Raw genomic sequence first — 16858 nt, forward strand, 5'->3', positions numbered from 1 at the left:
CTCGGGTCTTAAAGGGCGAGCCGGATCAGCGAGAAGACGCCAACAGCGGCAATGGCGTAGGCCAGGCAGGAAACCAGGATGATGGTGATGCGGCCGGTCAGCCCATGCACGTAATCCTCGATCGCCATCTGGGCGCCGTTCTTGAAATGCATCATGCCAACGCTGAGCGTCAGGGCCGCCACGATGGCAGGCCAGGGATGCGAGTAATAGGCGATGATCTCTTCGTAGGTGCCGCCAAGGGCGGGACCGAAGGTGAAGACGAACAGCGGCACCAGGATGATCAGGGCAATCGAGCTGACCTGCATGGACCAATGGTGTTCGGTCCCGGTCTTGGATGCACCCATGCCCACGGCGCGCTTGCGGTCGGTCAGATAACGCATGCTGGCTACCTCTCTCAGACGAAGATGATTGTGATGATGGTCAGAATGACCGAGCCGATCAGCATGCCCCAGCCCAGCTTGTCCGACGTCTCCATGTCGAGGCAGTAGCCGTTGTCCCAGAGCAGGTGCCGCACACCCGCAAGGGCGTGATACCAGAGGCCCAGCGTTGAGAAGAGCAGGATGATGTCGCCGATCCACGATGTGATCACGAAGTCGGCGGTCGCGAAATACTCGGGGCCCGTGGCGGCGGCCATCAGCCACCATGCGATCAGAAATGCCTCCACCACCAGCGCGTTGCCGGTGATCCGCGTCAGGATCGACGTGACGGAATTCAGCTGGAAGCGATAATCCTTCCCAAGTACGAATGGAGAGAGCGGGCGGTTGCCCCGGTTGACGTCGGCCATCACATGTCCTTTCCGGATTCCCTTGGGCCCGTGTTTTACCAGACAATAGCGCTTTGTCATCCGCGCACCATGCCGCAGTAGGCAGAATTTGACACAAGCAACCATTTCTTTTTGCCTTTGTGATCACAAGAAATAATGCTGTGATCACAAAATGAGCGATAATTTTGCCCTGCTATATCTGACTGATTTGGTGGGTTTTTGCGGTTGATTCTGCGCTGCGCGGGCCGCCCCCACCGGCATCTCCTGCCCCGCACCCAAGGGCGCGGACGGGTAATTCCTACAACGGAATCAACGCCCAGTAGTCAAGGTCGAGCAAGACGTGAGGCAGATAGCGGCCATCCTCGGCCTTTCGGGTGAACGCCTCACCGCCGCTGCGGGCGACCAGCCGCAGCCGGATCGCGCCGATCCCCGGCGCCGCCGTTTCCGCCTTGTCCAGCACCTCGGACCACGCATGCACCGTGGTGCCCGCAAAGCACGGGTTGGCATGTGCCCCGCCGTTCAGGCCGACAACCATCTGCGCATTGGCCAGCCCGTTGAACGACAGCCCCCGCGCAAGAGAGATGACGTGCCCGCCATAGATCAGCCGCTGCCCATCCGGGCGCACCGTTGCATCGAAATGCACCTTGGAGGTGTTCTGCCAAAGGCGTGTGGCCATCATGTGCTCGGCCTGCTCGATCGTCACGCCGTCAACGTGATCGATCTGCTCGCCAATCTCGTAGTCGCCCCAGCGGTGCGCCTCGCCTGCCAGCGTGAAATCATAGCTGCTGAAATCCAGCCCCACCGGGATCACCAGATCGGCGGGCGCAATGGCATCGGCCAGCGCGGGAACCACCGGCGCGGGGGCCGGGGCCTGTGGGTCACGCTTTTTCACCATCACCCAGCGGCAATAGCTCATCACGACCTCATCGCGCTGATTCAGCCCTTCGGACCGGACGTAGACCACACCGGTCTTGCCGCTGGAGTTCTCCTTCAGGCCGATCACGGTCGACCGGGCGCGCAGGGTGTCGCCGGGATAGACCGGCTGCAGCCAGCGGCCCTCTGCATATCCCAGGTTCGCCACCGCATTCAGGGAGATATCGGGAACGGTCTTGCCGAACACGATATGGAACGCCGCCAGATCATCCAACGGCGATCCGGCCAGACCGCACCCGCGCGCGAAGGCATCCGAGGAATACAGCGCGTGACGCGCCGGGTAGAGCGCATGATACAGCGCCCGTTCCCCCGACGTGACGGTGCGCGGCACCGCATGCTGGATCTGCTGACCCAGGGTGTAATCCTCGAAGAAGCGGCCGGGATTGGTCTTGGCCATCAATAGGCGCCCAGTTTGGTGTCGGGTGTATAGGTGCCCTCGACCTCCTTCACCACGGCCTGACCGCAGCGCATCGTGCCGTTCGCCGCGTCATAGGCGTAGGTCGGATCGCCATGCAGCAGCCAGCCGTCGTTCAGGGCCTTGGTCACCTTGTGGCAAAACGCCGAGGTGTCGTCTTCGGAGAGGAATCGGTAAAGCTTCATAGGGGTCTCACATGGGCAATGGGTTCGGGCCGAGCCAGCCATGGATCAATACGATCACGGCAAAGACGACGACGGTGATCAGGGCCAGGCGGATGTCACCCGCCAGCGTTCCACCAGCATAAGGGATATAGTCGGGGTGACGCGCATTCGTCACCAGCCACCCCGCCACCGCCCAGACGATCATACCGCCCCAAAGCAGCAGCGACGCGCTATCGCCGCGCACCAGCAGGTGCGCGATGCCCCACAGGATGACGGCCAGGAACATCGGATGGCGCAGCCGCCCGCGCAGGCGCGACTTGGAATGCGCCGTGCCCAGCATCAGCACCGCGATCACCATCAGCAAATTGTTCAGGTGCTGCCCCCAGGCGGGCGGAAAATAGACCTGCGCCCCATCCGCCGTGCGGTACCCGATCACCATCAGGACCACGGCAATCAGCGCCACCACGGCCACAAGCGGTCGCGCCGCGTTTTCCGGCAAACCGGCGCGCAGGCCGGGGGTGTATTCCTTACTCAGGTGGGGCCAGGTCCACAATATAAGGCCAATCAATATCAGTGCCACGATGGGTTCCTAAGACAGGGTCAACTGCGGCCACGTTGGGCGCATCAGGCCATTTGTGCAATGGCCTCGGCCTTGGCCAGCGTCTTTTTGGCGGTCTCGACATGCAGGTTCTCGACGATCTTGCCATCGACCACGGCAACGCCCTGCCCCGTCGTCTCGACCTCGGCATGGGCGGCAATCTGACGCCGCGCCAGGTCGATTTCCGCGTCTGTCGGGGCAAAGCAGGCATTGGCGATGGCGACCTGCGCCGGATGGATCAGGGTCTTGCCGTCAAACCCCAGGTCGCGGCCCTGTTCACATTCTGCCCGCAGCCCGTCTTCGTCCTTGTACTGATTATAGACGCCGTCGGCGGCAATGACGCCATGTGCCCGCGCTGCCATCAGGATGGTCTGCAACGCCATCTGTAGCGGCAGGCGATCCGCCCGGTCACGACAGCCAAGCTCTTTCGCCAGGTCGTTCGTACCCGCGACAAAGCCCTGCACCCGGGGGTGGGCCGCGATTTCAGCGGCATGGAAGATGGCCTGCGGCGTTTCCATCATCGCCCAGATCGGCGTGTCATCCCCCAGCAGGTCGGCCAGGGCGTCGATGTCGGCCGCGCGGTTCACCTTGGGCAAAAGAAAGGCATCTGCCCCGGCGCCCTTCAACGCCGCGACATCGTCGGCCCCCCAGGGCGTATCCAGCCCGTTGACACGGATGATCCTGGCCCGTGCGCCATACCCCCCCGCAGCAAGTGCCTCCTTCAGCGTCTCGCGCGCGGTGGCTTTCGCGTCGGGCGTCACCGCATCCTCCAGATCGAACAGGATCGCATCGACCGGCAGGCCACGTGCCTTGTCCAGCGCCCGCTCCTTGGAGCCCGGGATATACAGAAGCGAACGGTAGGGGCGAAACTCTGCGTCCATGAAATAAATCCTCACGGTAATATTGTTGCGTCGTGATGGCATCATTTGCCCGATTAGTTCAACCCCATTCCGGCAGATCCGCCACCTTTTTCGCCGCATTGCAGAAACCACGCGTCGTCGCGCGACAGGAAAATCCGCACAATCCTAACGATCTACTGCGCAGTTAACCCGATTGCAGCCGGTACATGCGCAGGGTGACGGGGTCGGTCAGACCCCCTTTCGCAGCTCAGGTTCCTGCGGTTCCGGGGGTGTGGAACCGCAGGGTTCCAGACCCGGTCAGGCAGGCTGTCGCCCGTAAATCAGACCGGCGCCTGCCCCTGCCCCAGATGCAACAACCGCCTTCCGACCCGACAGGCCGGTCAGAGGGATAAGAAAGGGACTGCCATGAACAAGAACGATCCAACCTTGGCGCAGTGGCGCGCATGGCCCGGGCGGGTCCGCACCCCCCCTGCCCTGACACTGCTGACCTGTGCCGTGTTGCTGGGCGTCCCGTCGTCGGGCGTTGCAACCCCCGCACATGGCAATGGTGCACAGGCCTGCGCGCCACGCGACGTCGTGATCAAGCGCCTTGCCTCCGGCTATGGCGAAACCCGTCAGTCGATCGGCCTGGGCACCAACAATTCGATGGTCGAGATATTTGCCTCCGACGTCAGCGGCAGCTGGACCATCACGGTCACCTCCCCCCAGGGCATCACCTGCCTGATCGCCAGCGGGCAGGCCTTTGAAACCCTGGCCGAGGCTTTGCCGGTCGATGATCAGGATGCCTGAGCACGGGTGACCCCTGCCATCGCCCTGCCGCTGCACCGTCGCCGGCGCCTTCTGGCCGCCGCCGCCATGCAACCAGAGCGTTCAGAATCGCCCCGCCACGATGTTGCCGCTAACACAAGCGGAGCGACGTCGCGGCAGCCGCGCCATTTGGGGCAACATGCCCGCCTGCAAAACGTCCATCTCATTGAACTGGGGCACAAATCACGCGCCCCTTCGGCCCCCCGCCCCCCCGTGCGGCGTGACACGCTCTTGCACTGTTGGGCTAAAAGACCTACGCCATGCGCGACGTTTTCAACCGGACCGGAGACATATCCAAATGGCCAGACCCAAGATTGCCCTCATCGGCGCGGGCCAGATCGGCGGCACGCTCGCCCATCTCGCAGCCCTGAAAGAACTTGGTGACGTTGTTCTTTTCGACATTTCCGAAGGCACCCCCGAGGGCAAGGCGCTCGACATCGCCGAATCCGGCCCGTCTGCCAAATTCGATGCCAAGCTCAAGGGCACGCAGTCCTATGCGGACATCGCGGGCGCAGATGTCTGCATCGTGACCGCCGGTGTGCCGCGCAAGCCCGGCATGAGCCGCGATGACCTGCTCGGCATCAACCTCAAAGTCATGAAGTCGGTTGGCGAAGGCATTCGCGACAACGCCCCCGACGCGTTCGTGATCTGCATCACCAACCCGCTTGACGCGATGGTCTGGGCGCTGCGTGAGTTTTCCGGCCTGCCGCACTCCAAGGTCTGCGGCATGGCGGGTGTACTCGACTCCGCCCGCTTCCGTCACTTCCTGGCCGAAGAATTCAGCGTCTCGATGAAAGACGTCACTGCCTTCGTTCTGGGCGGCCACGGCGACACCATGGTGCCACTGTCGCGCTATTCGACCGTTGCGGGCATTCCGCTGCCGGACCTGGTGGAAATGGGCTGGACGACGCAGGAAAAACTGGATGCGATCATCCAGCGCACCCGTGATGGCGGCGCCGAAATCGTCGGCCTGCTGAAAACCGGCTCGGCCTTCTACGCGCCTGCGACGTCGGCCATCGAAATGGCCGAAGCCTTTCTGAAAGACCAGAAACGCGTCCTGCCCTGCGCGGCCTACGTCGAAAACGCGCTCGGCCTGAAGGGCATGTACGTCGGTGTGCCGACCGTGATCGGTGCCGGCGGCGTCGAAAAGGTTGTCGAGATCAAGATGACCAAGGACGAACAGGCGATGTTCGACAAATCGGTCGAGGCTGTCAAAGGCCTGGTCGAGGCGTGCAAGGGCATCGACTCGTCCCTGACCTGAGGCCTGCCTCAGAAGTAATGACAAAAAGGCGCCTTCGGGCGCCTTTTTGCGTGGGCAGACCTGTTCCGTGCCACGCGGCGTCTAGCGGCAGGATGACTGTGCATGTGCGTCCCAGGCCCGCCCGAGTCGTCCCGCTGCCCTGTTTCCACACATTTTCGTCCCGCCACCATGTTTTGTGATCACAGCTTTTTTGCGTGTGATCACAAAACACCCCAAATCGGCGAAAATTGTCCGTTCAACGAAAAAATGAGTTCATTGCACCGTAAGACTGTGCCAGTACCGATGCCAATCGTAGCAAACGAGGGACGGAGTTCATGAATATCCATGAATATCAGGCGAAGGCTATTCTTCGCGAATACGGCGCCCCGGTTTCGGATGGTCGTCCGGTCACCAAGGCCGACGAAGCCAAAACCGCCGCCGGCGAACTGGACGGCCCGCTCTGGGTCGTGAAGGCACAAATCCACGCAGGTGGTCGCGGCAAGGGGTCCTTCAAGGAATCCGACGCCGGTGAAAAGGGCGGCGTGCGCCTGGCCAAGTCGGTCGAGGAAGCCGCTGAGGAAGCCAAGAAGATGCTTGGCCGCACCCTCGTGACCCACCAGACCGGCCCCGCCGGCAAGCAGGTCAACCGCATCTACATCGAAGACGGTTCGGATATCGAGCGTGAGCTCTATCTGGCGCTTCTGGTCGATCGTCAGACCAGCGCGATTTCCTTCGTCTGCTCGACCGAGGGCGGCATGGACATCGAGGAGGTTGCGGCCTCCACCCCCGACAAGATCCTGTCGTTCTCCGTCGACCCGACCACCGGCTACCAGCCGTTCCACGGTCGCCGCGTCGCCTTCGCCCTCGGGTTCGAAGGCCAGCTGGTCAAGCAGTGCGTCAAGCTGATGGGTCAGCTCTACAAGGCCTTCGTCGAGAAGGACATGGAGATGCTGGAGATCAACCCGCTGATCGTCATGCCCGGCGGCAACCTCAAGGTGCTGGACGCCAAGGTCAGCTTTGACGGCAACGCCATGTATCGCCACGGCGACATCGCCGCGCTGCGCGACGAAACCGAGGAAGACCCGAAAGAGCTGGCAGCGTCGAAATACGACCTGAACTACATCGCGCTCGACGGTGAAATCGGCTGCATGGTGAACGGCGCAGGCCTGGCCATGGCGACGATGGACATCATCAAGCTCTACGGCGCCGAGCCGGCAAACTTCCTCGACGTTGGTGGCGGCGCCACCAAGGAGAAAGTGACCGAAGCGTTCAAGATCATCACCTCTGACCCCAACGTCAAAGGCATCCTGGTCAACATCTTCGGCGGCATCATGCGCTGCGACGTCATTGCCGAAGGCGTCATCGCCGCGGTCAAGGAAGTCGGCCTGCAGGTTCCCCTTGTCGTCCGCCTCGAAGGCACCAATGTCGAAAAGGGCAAGGAGATCATCGCGACCTCCGGTCTGAACGTCATTGCCGCCGACAACCTGTCGGACGGTGCCGAGAAAATCGTGAAAGCAGTGAAGGGCTAAGAACCATGGCAGTTCTCGTCGACGAAAACACCAAGGTGATCTGTCAGGGCTTCACCGGCTCGCAGGGCACCTTCCACTCCGAACAGGCCATCGCCTACGGCACCAAGATGGTTGGCGGCGTCACGCCCGGCAAAGGGGGCCAGTCCCACCTGAACCTGCCGGTGTTCGACAGCGTGCACGAAGCAAAGGACGTCACCGACGCCAATGCGTCTGTCATCTACGTGCCGCCCCCCTTCGCCGCCGACTCGATCCTCGAAGCGATCGACGCCGAGATGGAGCTGATCATCTGCATCACCGAGGGCATTCCCGTGCTCGACATGATGAAGGTCAAGGCTGCGCTGAAGAATTCCAAATCGCGCCTGATCGGTCCGAACTGCCCCGGCGTCATCACGCCGGACGCCTGCAAGATCGGCATCATGCCCGGCCACATCCACAAACGTGGCTCGGTCGGTGTCGTGTCGCGCTCGGGCACGCTGACGTACGAGGCGGTCAAGCAGACGTCGGATGCGGGCCTCGGCCAGTCGTCCGCGGTCGGTATTGGTGGCGACCCCATCAAAGGCAGCGAACATATCGACATCCTCGAAATGTTCCTGGCGGACCCCGAAACGCAGTCGATCATCATGATCGGTGAAATCGGTGGCTCGGCCGAAGAAGAAGCCGCGCAATTCCTGGCCGACGAAAAGAAGAAAGGCCGCTGGAAACCCACGGCTGGCTTCATCGCGGGCCGGACCGCCCCTGCGGGCCGTCGCATGGGCCATGCCGGCGCCATCGTCGCCGGTGGCAAAGGCGGCGCGGAAGACAAGATCGAAGCGATGAAATCCGCTGGTATCGTTGTTGCCGACAGCCCTGCGGGCCTCGGCGAAGCCGTCCTGAAAGCGATCGGCTGATAAAATGGGCCCGGCAGTGGCCATAGGGCGAGGGCGCGACGCGCGGTTCCGGGGTTCCGGTCCGCAGCGTGGCGCCCCCTGCCCGGCGCCGCTGCCGGTTTCGCACACGATTGAAACGACCCGAATTCCCAGTCTCGCCCGGTCCGTCGCGGACCGGGCGACTGTCCTGAAAGCGCTGGCGATGCCTGCTGTGCCCCTTTCCTCTGCCGTCACCGCGCCCTTGGCGATCGCCGCCGGGGTGCCGCGCATTTGCGGCGTTGGTGCATGCTGCGGCGCAATCCGCGCCGGGGGGTCGGCATGAGCTTTTCCCAAGCCATTTCCACCTGCTTTCGCAAATATGCCGTGTTCTCGGGTCGCGCCACGCGGTCGGAATACTGGTACTTCGTCCTTTTCCTGATCCTCGGTGGAATTGCCTGCGACATCCTGGACGGGATCGTCTTCGGCGGCAGCATCCAGACCACCGAAAACAGCGTCTCCCTGCGCAGCGAAGGGCCCCTGAACGGCCTGTTCAGCCTGTTGACACTGCTGCCCTCGCTGGCCGCCGGCTGGCGCAGGATGCACGACACCGGGCGATCGGGTCTCTACCTGCTTTACCCGTTGATCGTCATCGTCGGCATCGGCACCTTTACCGCGCTGTTCGGTGTTCTGCCCTGGCAGCTCGACGGGATCTTCATGATCGCGATGAGCATTGCGATGGTGATCCTGATCATTTCGCCGTTGCTGGTGTTGTGGTGGCTCAGCCGGCCCAGTCAGCCGGGCGCGAACGAATGGGGCGCGGCCCCTGTCAGCGTCGACGCGCAGGTGACACCATGACCGGCGCGCACAGTTCCACGGCCCACGCGCCCGCCCGGCGCGCCGCGCAATCCTTCACTGCCATCGGCCCGCGTCGGGCCGTGACCCTCAACAATATCCGTCAGCGGGCGACGTCGTTCCGCTGCCACCCGCCACCGGCTCATGACGGCCCGCAGGCAAGCTCGCGCTTCGGCGCGCTGTTGTCCTGCGCGAACTTCTCCGCCACAGCCATCCCCTGTCGTCGTCCAGCCCACCACACCCCCGAGGTGAAATCATGACCGAACAAAGCCCGAATGACCTTTTCCATGCGTCCAGCTTCATGCAGGGCCACAATGCCGAATACCTTGAACAGCTTCAGGCCCGCTGGGCCGCCGACCCGTCGTCGGTCGATGAAGGCTGGGCCGATTTCTTCCGCCAGCTGGAAGTGACCGAAGGCGATGCCCGCGCCGAGGCGGCAGGCCCGTCCTGGGCGCGCACCGACTGGCCGCCGACCCCGAACGACGACCTGACCGCGGCGCTGGACGGCATGTGGCCGGTCCCCGCCGAGGCCAAGGATGCCGGCAAGAAGATCAAGGAAAAGGCTGCGGAAAAGGGCATTTCCGTGTCGGACGAAGCGGTCAAGCGCGCCGTGCTGGATTCGATCCGGGCGCTGATGATCATCCGCGCCTACCGCATCCGCGGGCACCTGATCGCAGATCTGGACCCGCTGCGCATGCAGGACCAGAACCAGCATCCGGAACTGGACCCCAAGACCTACGGCTTTACCGACGCCGACATGGACCGGCCGATCTTCATCGACAACGTCCTGGGCCTGCGTATCGCCTCGATGCGCCAGATCCTCGACATCGTGAAGCGTACCTATTGCGGCACTTTCGCGCTGCAATACATGCACATTTCCGACCCCGAACAATCCGCCTGGCTGAAAGAGCGGATCGAAGGCTTCGGCAAGGAAATCACCTTCACCCGCGAAGGCCGCCGTGCCATCCTGAACAAGCTGGTCGAGGCCGAGGGCTTTGAAAAGTTCTGCCACGTCAAGTTCATGGGCACCAAGCGTTTCGGCCTGGACGGTGGCGAGGCGTTGATCCCCGCGATGGAGCAGATCATCAAGCGGGGCGGCAACCTGGGCGTCAAGGAAGTCGTCATCGGCATGCCGCACCGTGGGCGCCTGTCGGTGCTGGCCAATGTCATGGGCAAACCCTATCGCGCGATCTTTAACGAATTCCAGGGCGGGTCGTACAAACCCGAGGATGTCGATGGATCGGGCGATGTCAAATATCACCTCGGCGCGTCATCCGATCGTGAATTCGATGGCAACACCGTCCACCTGTCGCTGACCGCCAACCCCTCTCACCTCGAGGCGGTGAACCCGGTCGTTCTGGGCAAGGCCCGCGCCAAGCAGGCGCAGCTGAACGACCCGGACCGCACCAGCGTGATCCCGATCCTGCTGCACGGCGATGCGGCCTTTGCCGGCCAGGGCGTCGTCGCGGAATGCTTCGGCCTGTCGGGCCTGGTCGGTCACCGCACCGGCGGCACGATCCATATCGTCGTGAACAACCAGATCGGCTTTACCACCGCGCCGCATTTCTCGCGCTCCTCGCCCTATCCGACCGACATCGCCCTGATGGTCGAGGCCCCGATCTTTCACGTCAACGGCGACGACCCCGAGGCCGTGGTGCACGCCGCCAAGGTCGCGACCGAGTACCGCCAGAAGTTCCACAAGGACGTCGTCATCGACATCTTCTGTTATCGCCGTTTCGGCCATAACGAAGGCGACGAGCCGATGTTCACCAACCCGATCATGTACAAGAACATCAAGGGTCACCGCACGACCCTGTCGCTCTATACCGACCGGCTGATCAAGGACGGCCTGATCCCCGAGGGCGAGATCGAGGACATGAAGGCCGCGTTCCAGTCCCACCTGAACGGCGAATTCGAAGCCGCCAAGGATTTCAAACCCAACAAGGCCGATTGGCTGGACGGGCGCTGGTCCGGCTTTGACCGCGAAAAGGAAGAATACCAGCGCGGCGAGACAGCGATCAGCGAAGAAACCATGAAAGAGGTGGGCGACGCTCTGACCCGCGCACCCGAAGGGTTCCCGCTGCACCGCACCGTCGAACGCCTGCTGGAATCCAAGGCCAAGATGTTCGACACCGGCGAAGGCTTCGACTGGGCAACCGGCGAGGCGCTGGCCTTCGGCTCCCTCGTGACCGAGGGCTATCCGGTGCGCCTGTCGGGCCAGGATTCGACCCGCGGCACCTTCAGCCAGCGCCACTCGGGCCTGATCAACCAGGAAACCGAAGAGCGGTACTATCCGCTGAATAACATCAAGGCGGGCCAGTCGCGTTACGAGGTCATCGACTCGATGCTCTCCGAATACGCGGTGCTCGGGTTCGAATACGGCTATACCCTGGCCGAACCCAATGCCCTGGTGATGTGGGAAGCGCAGTTCGGCGATTTCGCCAATGGTGCGCAGATCATGTTCGACCAGTTTATCTCCTCGGGCGAGGCGAAATGGCTGCGCATGTCCGGCCTCGTGATGCTGCTGCCGCACGGCTACGAAGGCCAGGGCCCCGAGCACTCCTCGGCGCGCCTGGAACGCTTCCTGACGATGTGTGGCCAGGACAACTGGATCGTCGCCAACTGCTCCACCCCGGCGAACTATTTCCACATCCTGCGCCGCCAGATGCACCGGTCCTTCCGCAAGCCGCTGGTGCTGATGACACCGAAATCGCTGCTGCGTCACAAGATGGCCGTCAGCAAGGCGTCTGATTTCACCACCGGGTCCAGCTTCCACCGGATCCTGTGGGATGACGCCCAGCAGGGCAATTCCGAGACGCAGCTGGTTGCGGACGACAAGATCAAGCGCGTCGTCATGTGCTCCGGCAAGGTCTACTACGACCTGCTTGAGGAACGCGACGCCCGCGGCATCACCGACGTCTACCTGATGCGCGTCGAACAGTTCTATCCCTTCCCCGCCATCACCATGGTAAAGGAGTTGGAGCGCTTCAAGACTGCCGAAGTCGTCTGGTGCCAGGAAGAACCCAAGAACCAGGGCGCCTGGACGTTCATCGAACCCAACATCGAATGGGTTCTGGGCCGCATCGGTTCCAAATCCCAGCGTCCGCGCTACGTCGGACGTCAGGCCGCCGCCGCCCCCGCCACGGGTCTCGCAGCCCAGCACAAAGCACAGCAAGCCGCGCTCGTTGACGAAGCGCTGACCATCGAAGGAAACTAAGGACCAATGAGCACCGAAATCCGAGTCCCCACCCTGGGCGAAAGCGTGACCGAAGCCACCGTCGCGACCTGGTTCAAGAAGCCCGGCGATAGCGTGGCCGTTGATGAAATGCTGTGCGAGCTGGAAACCGACAAGGTGACCGTCGAAGTGCCCGCCTCCGTCGCGGGCGTGCTGTCCGAAATCGTCGCCAAGGAAGGCGATACGGTCGGCGTCGACGCCCTGCTCGGCAACATCGCCGAAGAAGGCAACGCCGGCCCGGAAGAGACCAAGCCCAAGGCCTCCGCCCAGGCCGAGGAGTCCTCCGACAGCGCCCCCGCCGCCGCTGACAAGGGCGAAACCGTGGCCGTCATGGTCCCGACGCTTGGCGAATCCGTCTCCGAAGCGACCGTGGCCACCTGGTTCAAGAAAGAGGGCGACAGCGTCACCGCTGACGAAATGCTCTGCGAACTGGAAACCGACAAGGTCTCGGTCGAAGTCCCCGCCCCCGCCTCGGGTGTGCTGACCAAGATCATGGCCGCCGAAGGCACCACCGTCGAAGCCGGTGGCCAGCTGGCCGAGATGTCCTCGGGCGACGGCGCCGCGGCCGCACCCAAATCGGACGCCCCGAAAGCCGACGACAAAGCCCCGGCACCCGCCGCCAGCTCGGGCAAGGACGTCGAGGACGCGCCCTCGGCGAAAAAGGCGATGGCCGAAGCGGGTCTTTCCCGTGACCAGGTCAGCGGCTCGGGCAAGGACGGCCGCATCATGAAGGACGATGTCGCCAAGGCCCTGTCTGCCGCAAAATCCGCTCCGGCCCCGGCTTCTGCCGCGCCGCGCGCACCCGTCGCCGCCGACGATGCCGCCCGCGAGGAACGCGTGAAGATGACGCGCCTGCGTCAGACCATCGCGCGCCGCCTGAAAGAGGCGCAGAACACCGCCGCCATGCTGACGACCTACAACGAGGTCGACATGACCGAGGTCATGGCCCTGCGCAGCCAGTACAAGGACATGTTCGAAAAGAAGCACGGCGTGCGTCTCGGCTTCATGTCCTTCTTCACCAAGGCCTGCGTGCATGCGCTGAAGGAAGTGCCGGACGTCAACGCCGAAATCGACGGCACCGACGTGGTCTACAAGAACTTCGTCCACATGGGCGTCGCGGCGGGTACGCCCCAGGGCCTCGTCGTGCCGGTGATCCGTGACGTCGACCAGATGTCCTTTGCCGACATCGAAAAGGCGATTGCCGAAAAGGGCAAGCGCGCCCGGGACGGCAAGCTGTCGATGGCGGAAATGCAGGGCGGCACCTTCACCATCTCCAACGGTGGTGTCTACGGCTCGCTCATGTCCTCGCCCATCCTGAACCCGCCGCAGTCCGGCATCCTCGGCATGCACAAGATCCAGGACCGCCCGATGGCGATCAACGGCAAGGTCGAAATCCGCCCGATGATGTACCTCGCGCTGTCCTACGATCACCGCATCGTCGACGGCAAGGGCGCCGTGACCTTCCTCGTCCGCGTCAAGGAAGCGCTGGAAGATCCCCGTCGCCTGCTGATGGACCTGTAAAGACAGACCGGCCGGCCCCCAGCGGGCCGGCCCCCCTTGCCCGGGTCGGACATCGGCACATCGCACCTCCCCCATGTCCCGCCCGATGCCAAATGACCCGCACGCACCCGCCCGACCGCACCCGCCCGCACAGCCCCAGCCTGCCCAGCCCCAGCCTGCAAGGCACCAGCCCGCAAAGCCCGGCGGCCCGCGCCGCCCGAGAGATCCCGGCCCATGTTCCACAGCGCCCCCTCACGCCCCGACAGGCCTGCCGCAGATGCCGCACGCCCGGCCGCGCCTGGCAACCTGCGGTCCCACCCTGCCGAGAGCCCGGGGCTGTCGCATGACCCTGCCCCCCTCAACGCCAGCCTCTCAACGCCAGCCCCTCAACGGTGGAAACATCCGCCCGCGACGTTACCTTCCCTGTCGACCGCTCCAAGGACGTCGCCTAACATGACGCTATCAGACAGGAAGGCTCACCCATGACCAGGCAACTGCTTCTGCGCCACGACAGTTTCGACCAGGCCGCCCATGACGCGGGCGCCGAAGACCGCGCCGCCGCCGGTCTGACCCAGCTCCAGCTCTGGCGCGACGACACCGGTGGCCACTGGGCCCTGTTCTCGGTGAACGACGCGACGCGGGCAAAGGCCTGGCTCGACAAGGCCGCATCCCTCGGACACGCCCCGTCAGAGCATCACTTCCTGGAGACGCTATGACTCCCGAACTCATCGCCCTCGCGCTCGTCGTCCTGCTCCATGTGGTCCTCATCGGCCTGTCGCAAGCCTATTTCAACCGCGATGTCGGACCCGAGGCCAATGCCTCGCCCCGCGATGACCTGCCGCCCCTCTCCACCGCCACGCAGCGCCTGCGCCGCGCGCTGTCCAATCACACCGAAAACTTCGGCCCCTTCATCGCCGCCGTGGTCATCGTCACGCTCTCGGGCCAGGCCAGTACCTTCACCGCGATCTGCGGCTTTGTCTATGTCGCGGCCCGTGCCCTCTACATCCCGGCCTATCTCTACGGCTGGGCTCCCTGGCGCTCGCTGATCTACACGCTCGGCCTCGCCGCCACCCTCGCCATGATCATCGCGGCGTTCGTCTGATGCCGAACGAACTCCAGATCCTCGCCCTCGCGGGCCTGCTCCAGGTGCTGCAGATCATCCTGATGGCCGTGCCGGCCAATCTCGAACTCGGGCGCGGCAAGACCACCTCGCCCCGCGATCCCGGGCGCATGGAAAAACCGCTGATGGATCAGGTCAGCCCGGTCACGGGCCGCCTCTACCGCGCCATGAACAACCACTTCGAAGGGCTGATCCTGTTCACCATCGCGGTCCTCACCGTCTCCCTGCTCGACGCCTCCACCCCGCTCACCCGCGCCTGCGCCGCGCTCTACCTCGCGGCCCGCATCCTCTACATCCCCGCCTATGCCTTTGGCTGGGTGCCCTGGCGCAGCCTGATCTGGCTCGCAGGCCTCACCGCGACCACGCTCATGCTGATCACCGCCCTGCTCTGATCCGTTTCCCTGTTCCAAATATCCCGGGGGGAGTCAGCCACAGGCTGACGGGGGCAGCGCCCCCTCCCGGACCGCCCAGAAACCGTTCCAATACCGACGTGATACCGACGCCGGAAACCGACCCGAAGGAGACCCAAATGGCCCAATACGATGTCATCGTGATCGGTGCAGGCCCCGGCGGCTATGTCGCCGCCATCCGCTGCGCCCAGCTCGGCCTGAAAACCGCCTGCGTGGAGGGGCGTGAAACCCTCGGCGGCACCTGCCTCAACGTGGGGTGCATCCCCTCCAAGGCGCTGCTGCATGCCACCCACCAGCTGCACGAAGCCGAACACAACTTCGCCACGATGGGCCTCAAGGGCAAATCCCCCTCGGTCGACTGGCCGACGATGCAGGATTACAAGCAGTCCGTCGTCGACTCCAACACCAAGGGCATCGAATTCCTGTTCAAGAAGAACAAGATCGACTGGATCAAGGGCTGGGGGTCGATCCCCGAGGCCGGCAAGGTGAAAGTCGGTGACGACACCCACGACGCCAAGAACATCATCGTCGCCTCCGGCTCCGTCCCCTCGTCCCTGCCCGGTCTCGACGTCGACAACGACGCTGGCGTGGTGGTCGATTCCACCGGTGCGCTGTCGCTGCCCAAGGTGCCGAAAAAGATGATCGTCGTCGGCGCCGGTGTCATCGGCCTCGAAATGGGCTCCGTCTACGCCCGCCTCGGCACCGAGGTCACGGTGATCGAATTCCTCGACCAGATCACCCCCGGCATGGATGGCGAAGTCCAGAAGACCTTCCAGAAAATGCTCAAGAAACAGGGCATGGAGTTCATCATGGGCGCCGCCGTGCAAGGCGCCGAAGCGACCAAGTCCAAGGCCAAGCTGACCTACAAGCTGCGCAAGGACGACAGCGAACACCAGCTCGACGCCGATGTCGTTCTGGTCGCCACGGGGCGTCGTGCCTTCACCGACGGCCTTGGCCTCAAGGATCTCGGGGTCGAGATGACCGAGCGCGGACAGGTCAAGACCGACGATCACTGGGCCACCAACATCAAGGGCGTCTATGCCATCGGTGACGCGATCATCGGCCCGATGCTGGCCCACAAGGCCGAGGACGAAGGCATGGCCGTGGCCGAGGTCATCGCGGGCAAGGCCGGGCACGTCAACTATGGCGTCATCCCCGGCGTCATCTACACCCACCCCGAGGTCGCATCGGTCGGCAAGACCGAAGAGCAGCTCAAGGACGAAGGCCGCGCCTACAAGGTCGGCAAGTTCTCCTTCATGGGCAACGCGCGCGCCAAGGCCGTCTTTGCCGGCGACGGCTTTGTCAAACTGCTGGCCGACAAGGAAACCGACCGTATCCTGGGGGCGCACATCATCGGCCCCGGCGCGGGCGACCTGATCCACGAGGTCTGCGTGACGATGGAATACGGCGGCTCTGCCGAAGACCTTGCCCTGACCTGCCACGCACACCCGACCTTCTCCGAAGCGGTTCGCGAAGCGGCGCTGGCCTGCGGCGACGGCCCAATTCACATGTGATCGGCCGCCTGCGGGTTTAAACCTGCCGCAGTATCTGCATAGTCTTTCTCAGGGCCCCGTGGCGTACGCCTCG

General features: G+C 63.7%; 17 protein-coding genes. 11 read left to right on the forward strand and 6 right to left on the reverse strand.

Annotated elements, in window-relative coordinates:
- Positions 1–8: 8 nt before the first annotated feature.
- From sdhD to DL237_RS07120, 6 genes are all read right to left on the reverse strand, one after another.
- Entirely contained in the window at positions 9–380 is a 372-nt protein-coding gene (sdhD, locus tag DL237_RS07095; protein WP_119398359.1) for a succinate dehydrogenase, hydrophobic membrane anchor protein, read from the reverse strand.
- A 14-nt stretch (positions 381–394) separates the two neighbouring features.
- Positions 395–784: a succinate dehydrogenase, cytochrome b556 subunit gene (gene sdhC / locus DL237_RS07100; RefSeq protein WP_119398360.1), complete on the reverse strand. Its 390-nt coding sequence runs from the start codon at positions 782–784 to the stop codon at positions 395–397.
- A 277-nt stretch (positions 785–1061) separates the two neighbouring features.
- Positions 1062–2093, reverse strand: a complete 1032-nt coding sequence (locus DL237_RS07105; RefSeq protein ID WP_119398361.1) for a MaoC family dehydratase — start codon at positions 2091–2093, stop codon at positions 1062–1064.
- Complete coding sequence (locus DL237_RS07110; RefSeq protein ID WP_119398362.1) at positions 2093–2296, reverse strand: DUF1737 domain-containing protein; 204 nt, start codon at positions 2294–2296, stop codon at positions 2093–2095. Before DL237_RS07110 ends, DL237_RS07105 begins: the two co-directional genes overlap by 1 nt.
- A gap of 7 nt (positions 2297–2303) precedes the next feature.
- The gene (locus tag DL237_RS07115; protein ID WP_158585601.1) at positions 2304–2855 is read right to left on the reverse strand and encodes an NnrU family protein; all 552 of its coding nucleotides are present in this window, start codon (positions 2853–2855) and stop codon (positions 2304–2306) included.
- Positions 2856–2899: 44 nt separating this feature from the next.
- The gene (locus DL237_RS07120; RefSeq protein ID WP_119398364.1) at positions 2900–3754 is read right to left on the reverse strand and encodes an HpcH/HpaI aldolase/citrate lyase family protein; all 855 of its coding nucleotides are present in this window, start codon (positions 3752–3754) and stop codon (positions 2900–2902) included.
- Positions 3755–4138: 384 nt separating this feature from the next.
- Between DL237_RS07120 and DL237_RS07125 the strand changes: the two genes are divergently transcribed.
- The 11 genes from DL237_RS07125 to lpdA all read left to right on the forward strand — a co-directional run bounded on the left by DL237_RS07125 (position 4139) and on the right by lpdA (position 16785).
- Positions 4139–4522 (forward strand): hypothetical protein, encoded by a 384-nt coding sequence (locus DL237_RS07125; RefSeq protein ID WP_321186009.1) that lies wholly within the window; start codon positions 4139–4141, stop codon positions 4520–4522.
- A 316-nt stretch (positions 4523–4838) separates the two neighbouring features.
- A complete protein-coding gene (gene mdh, locus DL237_RS07130; protein WP_119398365.1) occupies positions 4839–5801 on the forward strand; it encodes a malate dehydrogenase in 963 nt (320 codons plus the stop codon).
- Positions 5802–6115: 314 nt separating this feature from the next.
- Positions 6116–7309 carry an ADP-forming succinate--CoA ligase subunit beta gene (gene sucC / locus DL237_RS07135; RefSeq protein WP_119398366.1) on the forward strand — a complete coding sequence of 398 codons (1194 nt, stop codon included), beginning with the start codon at positions 6116–6118 and terminating at the stop codon, positions 7307–7309.
- A gap of 5 nt (positions 7310–7314) precedes the next feature.
- Positions 7315–8196 (forward strand): succinate--CoA ligase subunit alpha, encoded by an 882-nt coding sequence (gene sucD / locus DL237_RS07140; protein WP_119398367.1) that lies wholly within the window; start codon positions 7315–7317, stop codon positions 8194–8196.
- Between the two features lie 297 nt (positions 8197–8493).
- On the forward strand, positions 8494–9009 hold the full coding sequence (locus tag DL237_RS07145) for a DUF805 domain-containing protein (RefSeq protein ID WP_119398495.1): 516 nt from the start codon (positions 8494–8496) through the stop codon (positions 9007–9009).
- A 253-nt stretch (positions 9010–9262) separates the two neighbouring features.
- Positions 9263–12223 (forward strand): 2-oxoglutarate dehydrogenase E1 component, encoded by a 2961-nt coding sequence (locus DL237_RS07150; protein WP_119398368.1) that lies wholly within the window; start codon positions 9263–9265, stop codon positions 12221–12223.
- A 6-nt stretch (positions 12224–12229) separates the two neighbouring features.
- The gene (odhB, locus tag DL237_RS07155) at positions 12230–13762 is read left to right on the forward strand and encodes a 2-oxoglutarate dehydrogenase complex dihydrolipoyllysine-residue succinyltransferase (RefSeq protein ID WP_119398369.1); all 1533 of its coding nucleotides are present in this window, start codon (positions 12230–12232) and stop codon (positions 13760–13762) included.
- 461 nt (positions 13763–14223) lie between these two features.
- The gene (locus DL237_RS07160) at positions 14224–14457 is read left to right on the forward strand and encodes a hypothetical protein (RefSeq protein ID WP_119398370.1); all 234 of its coding nucleotides are present in this window, start codon (positions 14224–14226) and stop codon (positions 14455–14457) included.
- Positions 14454–14843: an MAPEG family protein gene (locus tag DL237_RS07165; RefSeq protein ID WP_119398371.1), complete on the forward strand. Its 390-nt coding sequence runs from the start codon at positions 14454–14456 to the stop codon at positions 14841–14843. The genes DL237_RS07160 and DL237_RS07165 overlap by 4 nt, the downstream gene beginning before the upstream one ends.
- Positions 14843–15253, forward strand: coding sequence for an MAPEG family protein (locus tag DL237_RS07170; RefSeq protein WP_119398372.1), 411 nt, complete (start codon positions 14843–14845; stop codon positions 15251–15253). Before DL237_RS07165 ends, DL237_RS07170 begins: the two co-directional genes overlap by 1 nt.
- Before the next feature lie 137 nt (positions 15254–15390).
- Positions 15391–16785 (forward strand): dihydrolipoyl dehydrogenase, encoded by a 1395-nt coding sequence (gene lpdA, locus DL237_RS07175; RefSeq protein ID WP_119398373.1) that lies wholly within the window; start codon positions 15391–15393, stop codon positions 16783–16785.
- The last annotated feature ends 73 nt before the right edge of the window (positions 16786–16858 follow it).

The sequence above is a fragment of the Pseudooceanicola sediminis genome, assembly GCF_003575965.1.
In the GTDB taxonomy this organism is placed as follows: domain Bacteria; phylum Pseudomonadota; class Alphaproteobacteria; order Rhodobacterales; family Rhodobacteraceae; genus Pseudooceanicola; species Pseudooceanicola sediminis.

What these genes read in the sequence shown, in the direction of transcription:
- DL237_RS07145 (WP_119398495.1), top strand. Translation starts at nt 8,494, where the DNA reads ATGAGCTTTTCCCAAGCCATTTCCACCTGCTTTCGCAAATATGCCGTG.
- sucC (WP_119398366.1), top strand. Translation starts at nt 6,116, where the DNA reads ATGAATATCCATGAATATCAGGCGAAGGCTATTCTTCGCGAATACGGC.
- DL237_RS07110 (WP_119398362.1), bottom strand. Translation starts at nt 2,296, where the DNA reads ATGAAGCTTTACCGATTCCTCTCCGAAGACGACACCTCGGCGTTTTGC.
- DL237_RS07105 (WP_119398361.1), bottom strand. Translation starts at nt 2,093, where the DNA reads ATGGCCAAGACCAATCCCGGCCGCTTCTTCGAGGATTACACCCTGGGT.
- sdhD (WP_119398359.1), bottom strand. Translation starts at nt 380, where the DNA reads ATGCGTTATCTGACCGACCGCAAGCGCGCCGTGGGCATGGGTGCATCC.
- DL237_RS07120 (WP_119398364.1), bottom strand. Translation starts at nt 3,754, where the DNA reads ATGGACGCAGAGTTTCGCCCCTACCGTTCGCTTCTGTATATCCCGGGC.
- sucD (WP_119398367.1), top strand. Translation starts at nt 7,315, where the DNA reads ATGGCAGTTCTCGTCGACGAAAACACCAAGGTGATCTGTCAGGGCTTC.
- mdh (WP_119398365.1), top strand. Translation starts at nt 4,839, where the DNA reads ATGGCCAGACCCAAGATTGCCCTCATCGGCGCGGGCCAGATCGGCGGC.
- lpdA (WP_119398373.1), top strand. Translation starts at nt 15,391, where the DNA reads ATGGCCCAATACGATGTCATCGTGATCGGTGCAGGCCCCGGCGGCTAT.
- DL237_RS07160 (WP_119398370.1), top strand. Translation starts at nt 14,224, where the DNA reads ATGACCAGGCAACTGCTTCTGCGCCACGACAGTTTCGACCAGGCCGCC.
- DL237_RS07170 (WP_119398372.1), top strand. Translation starts at nt 14,843, where the DNA reads ATGCCGAACGAACTCCAGATCCTCGCCCTCGCGGGCCTGCTCCAGGTG.
- odhB (WP_119398369.1), top strand. Translation starts at nt 12,230, where the DNA reads ATGAGCACCGAAATCCGAGTCCCCACCCTGGGCGAAAGCGTGACCGAA.
- DL237_RS07125 (WP_321186009.1), top strand. Translation starts at nt 4,139, where the DNA reads ATGAACAAGAACGATCCAACCTTGGCGCAGTGGCGCGCATGGCCCGGG.
- DL237_RS07150 (WP_119398368.1), top strand. Translation starts at nt 9,263, where the DNA reads ATGACCGAACAAAGCCCGAATGACCTTTTCCATGCGTCCAGCTTCATG.
- sdhC (WP_119398360.1), bottom strand. Translation starts at nt 784, where the DNA reads ATGGCCGACGTCAACCGGGGCAACCGCCCGCTCTCTCCATTCGTACTT.
- DL237_RS07165 (WP_119398371.1), top strand. Translation starts at nt 14,454, where the DNA reads ATGACTCCCGAACTCATCGCCCTCGCGCTCGTCGTCCTGCTCCATGTG.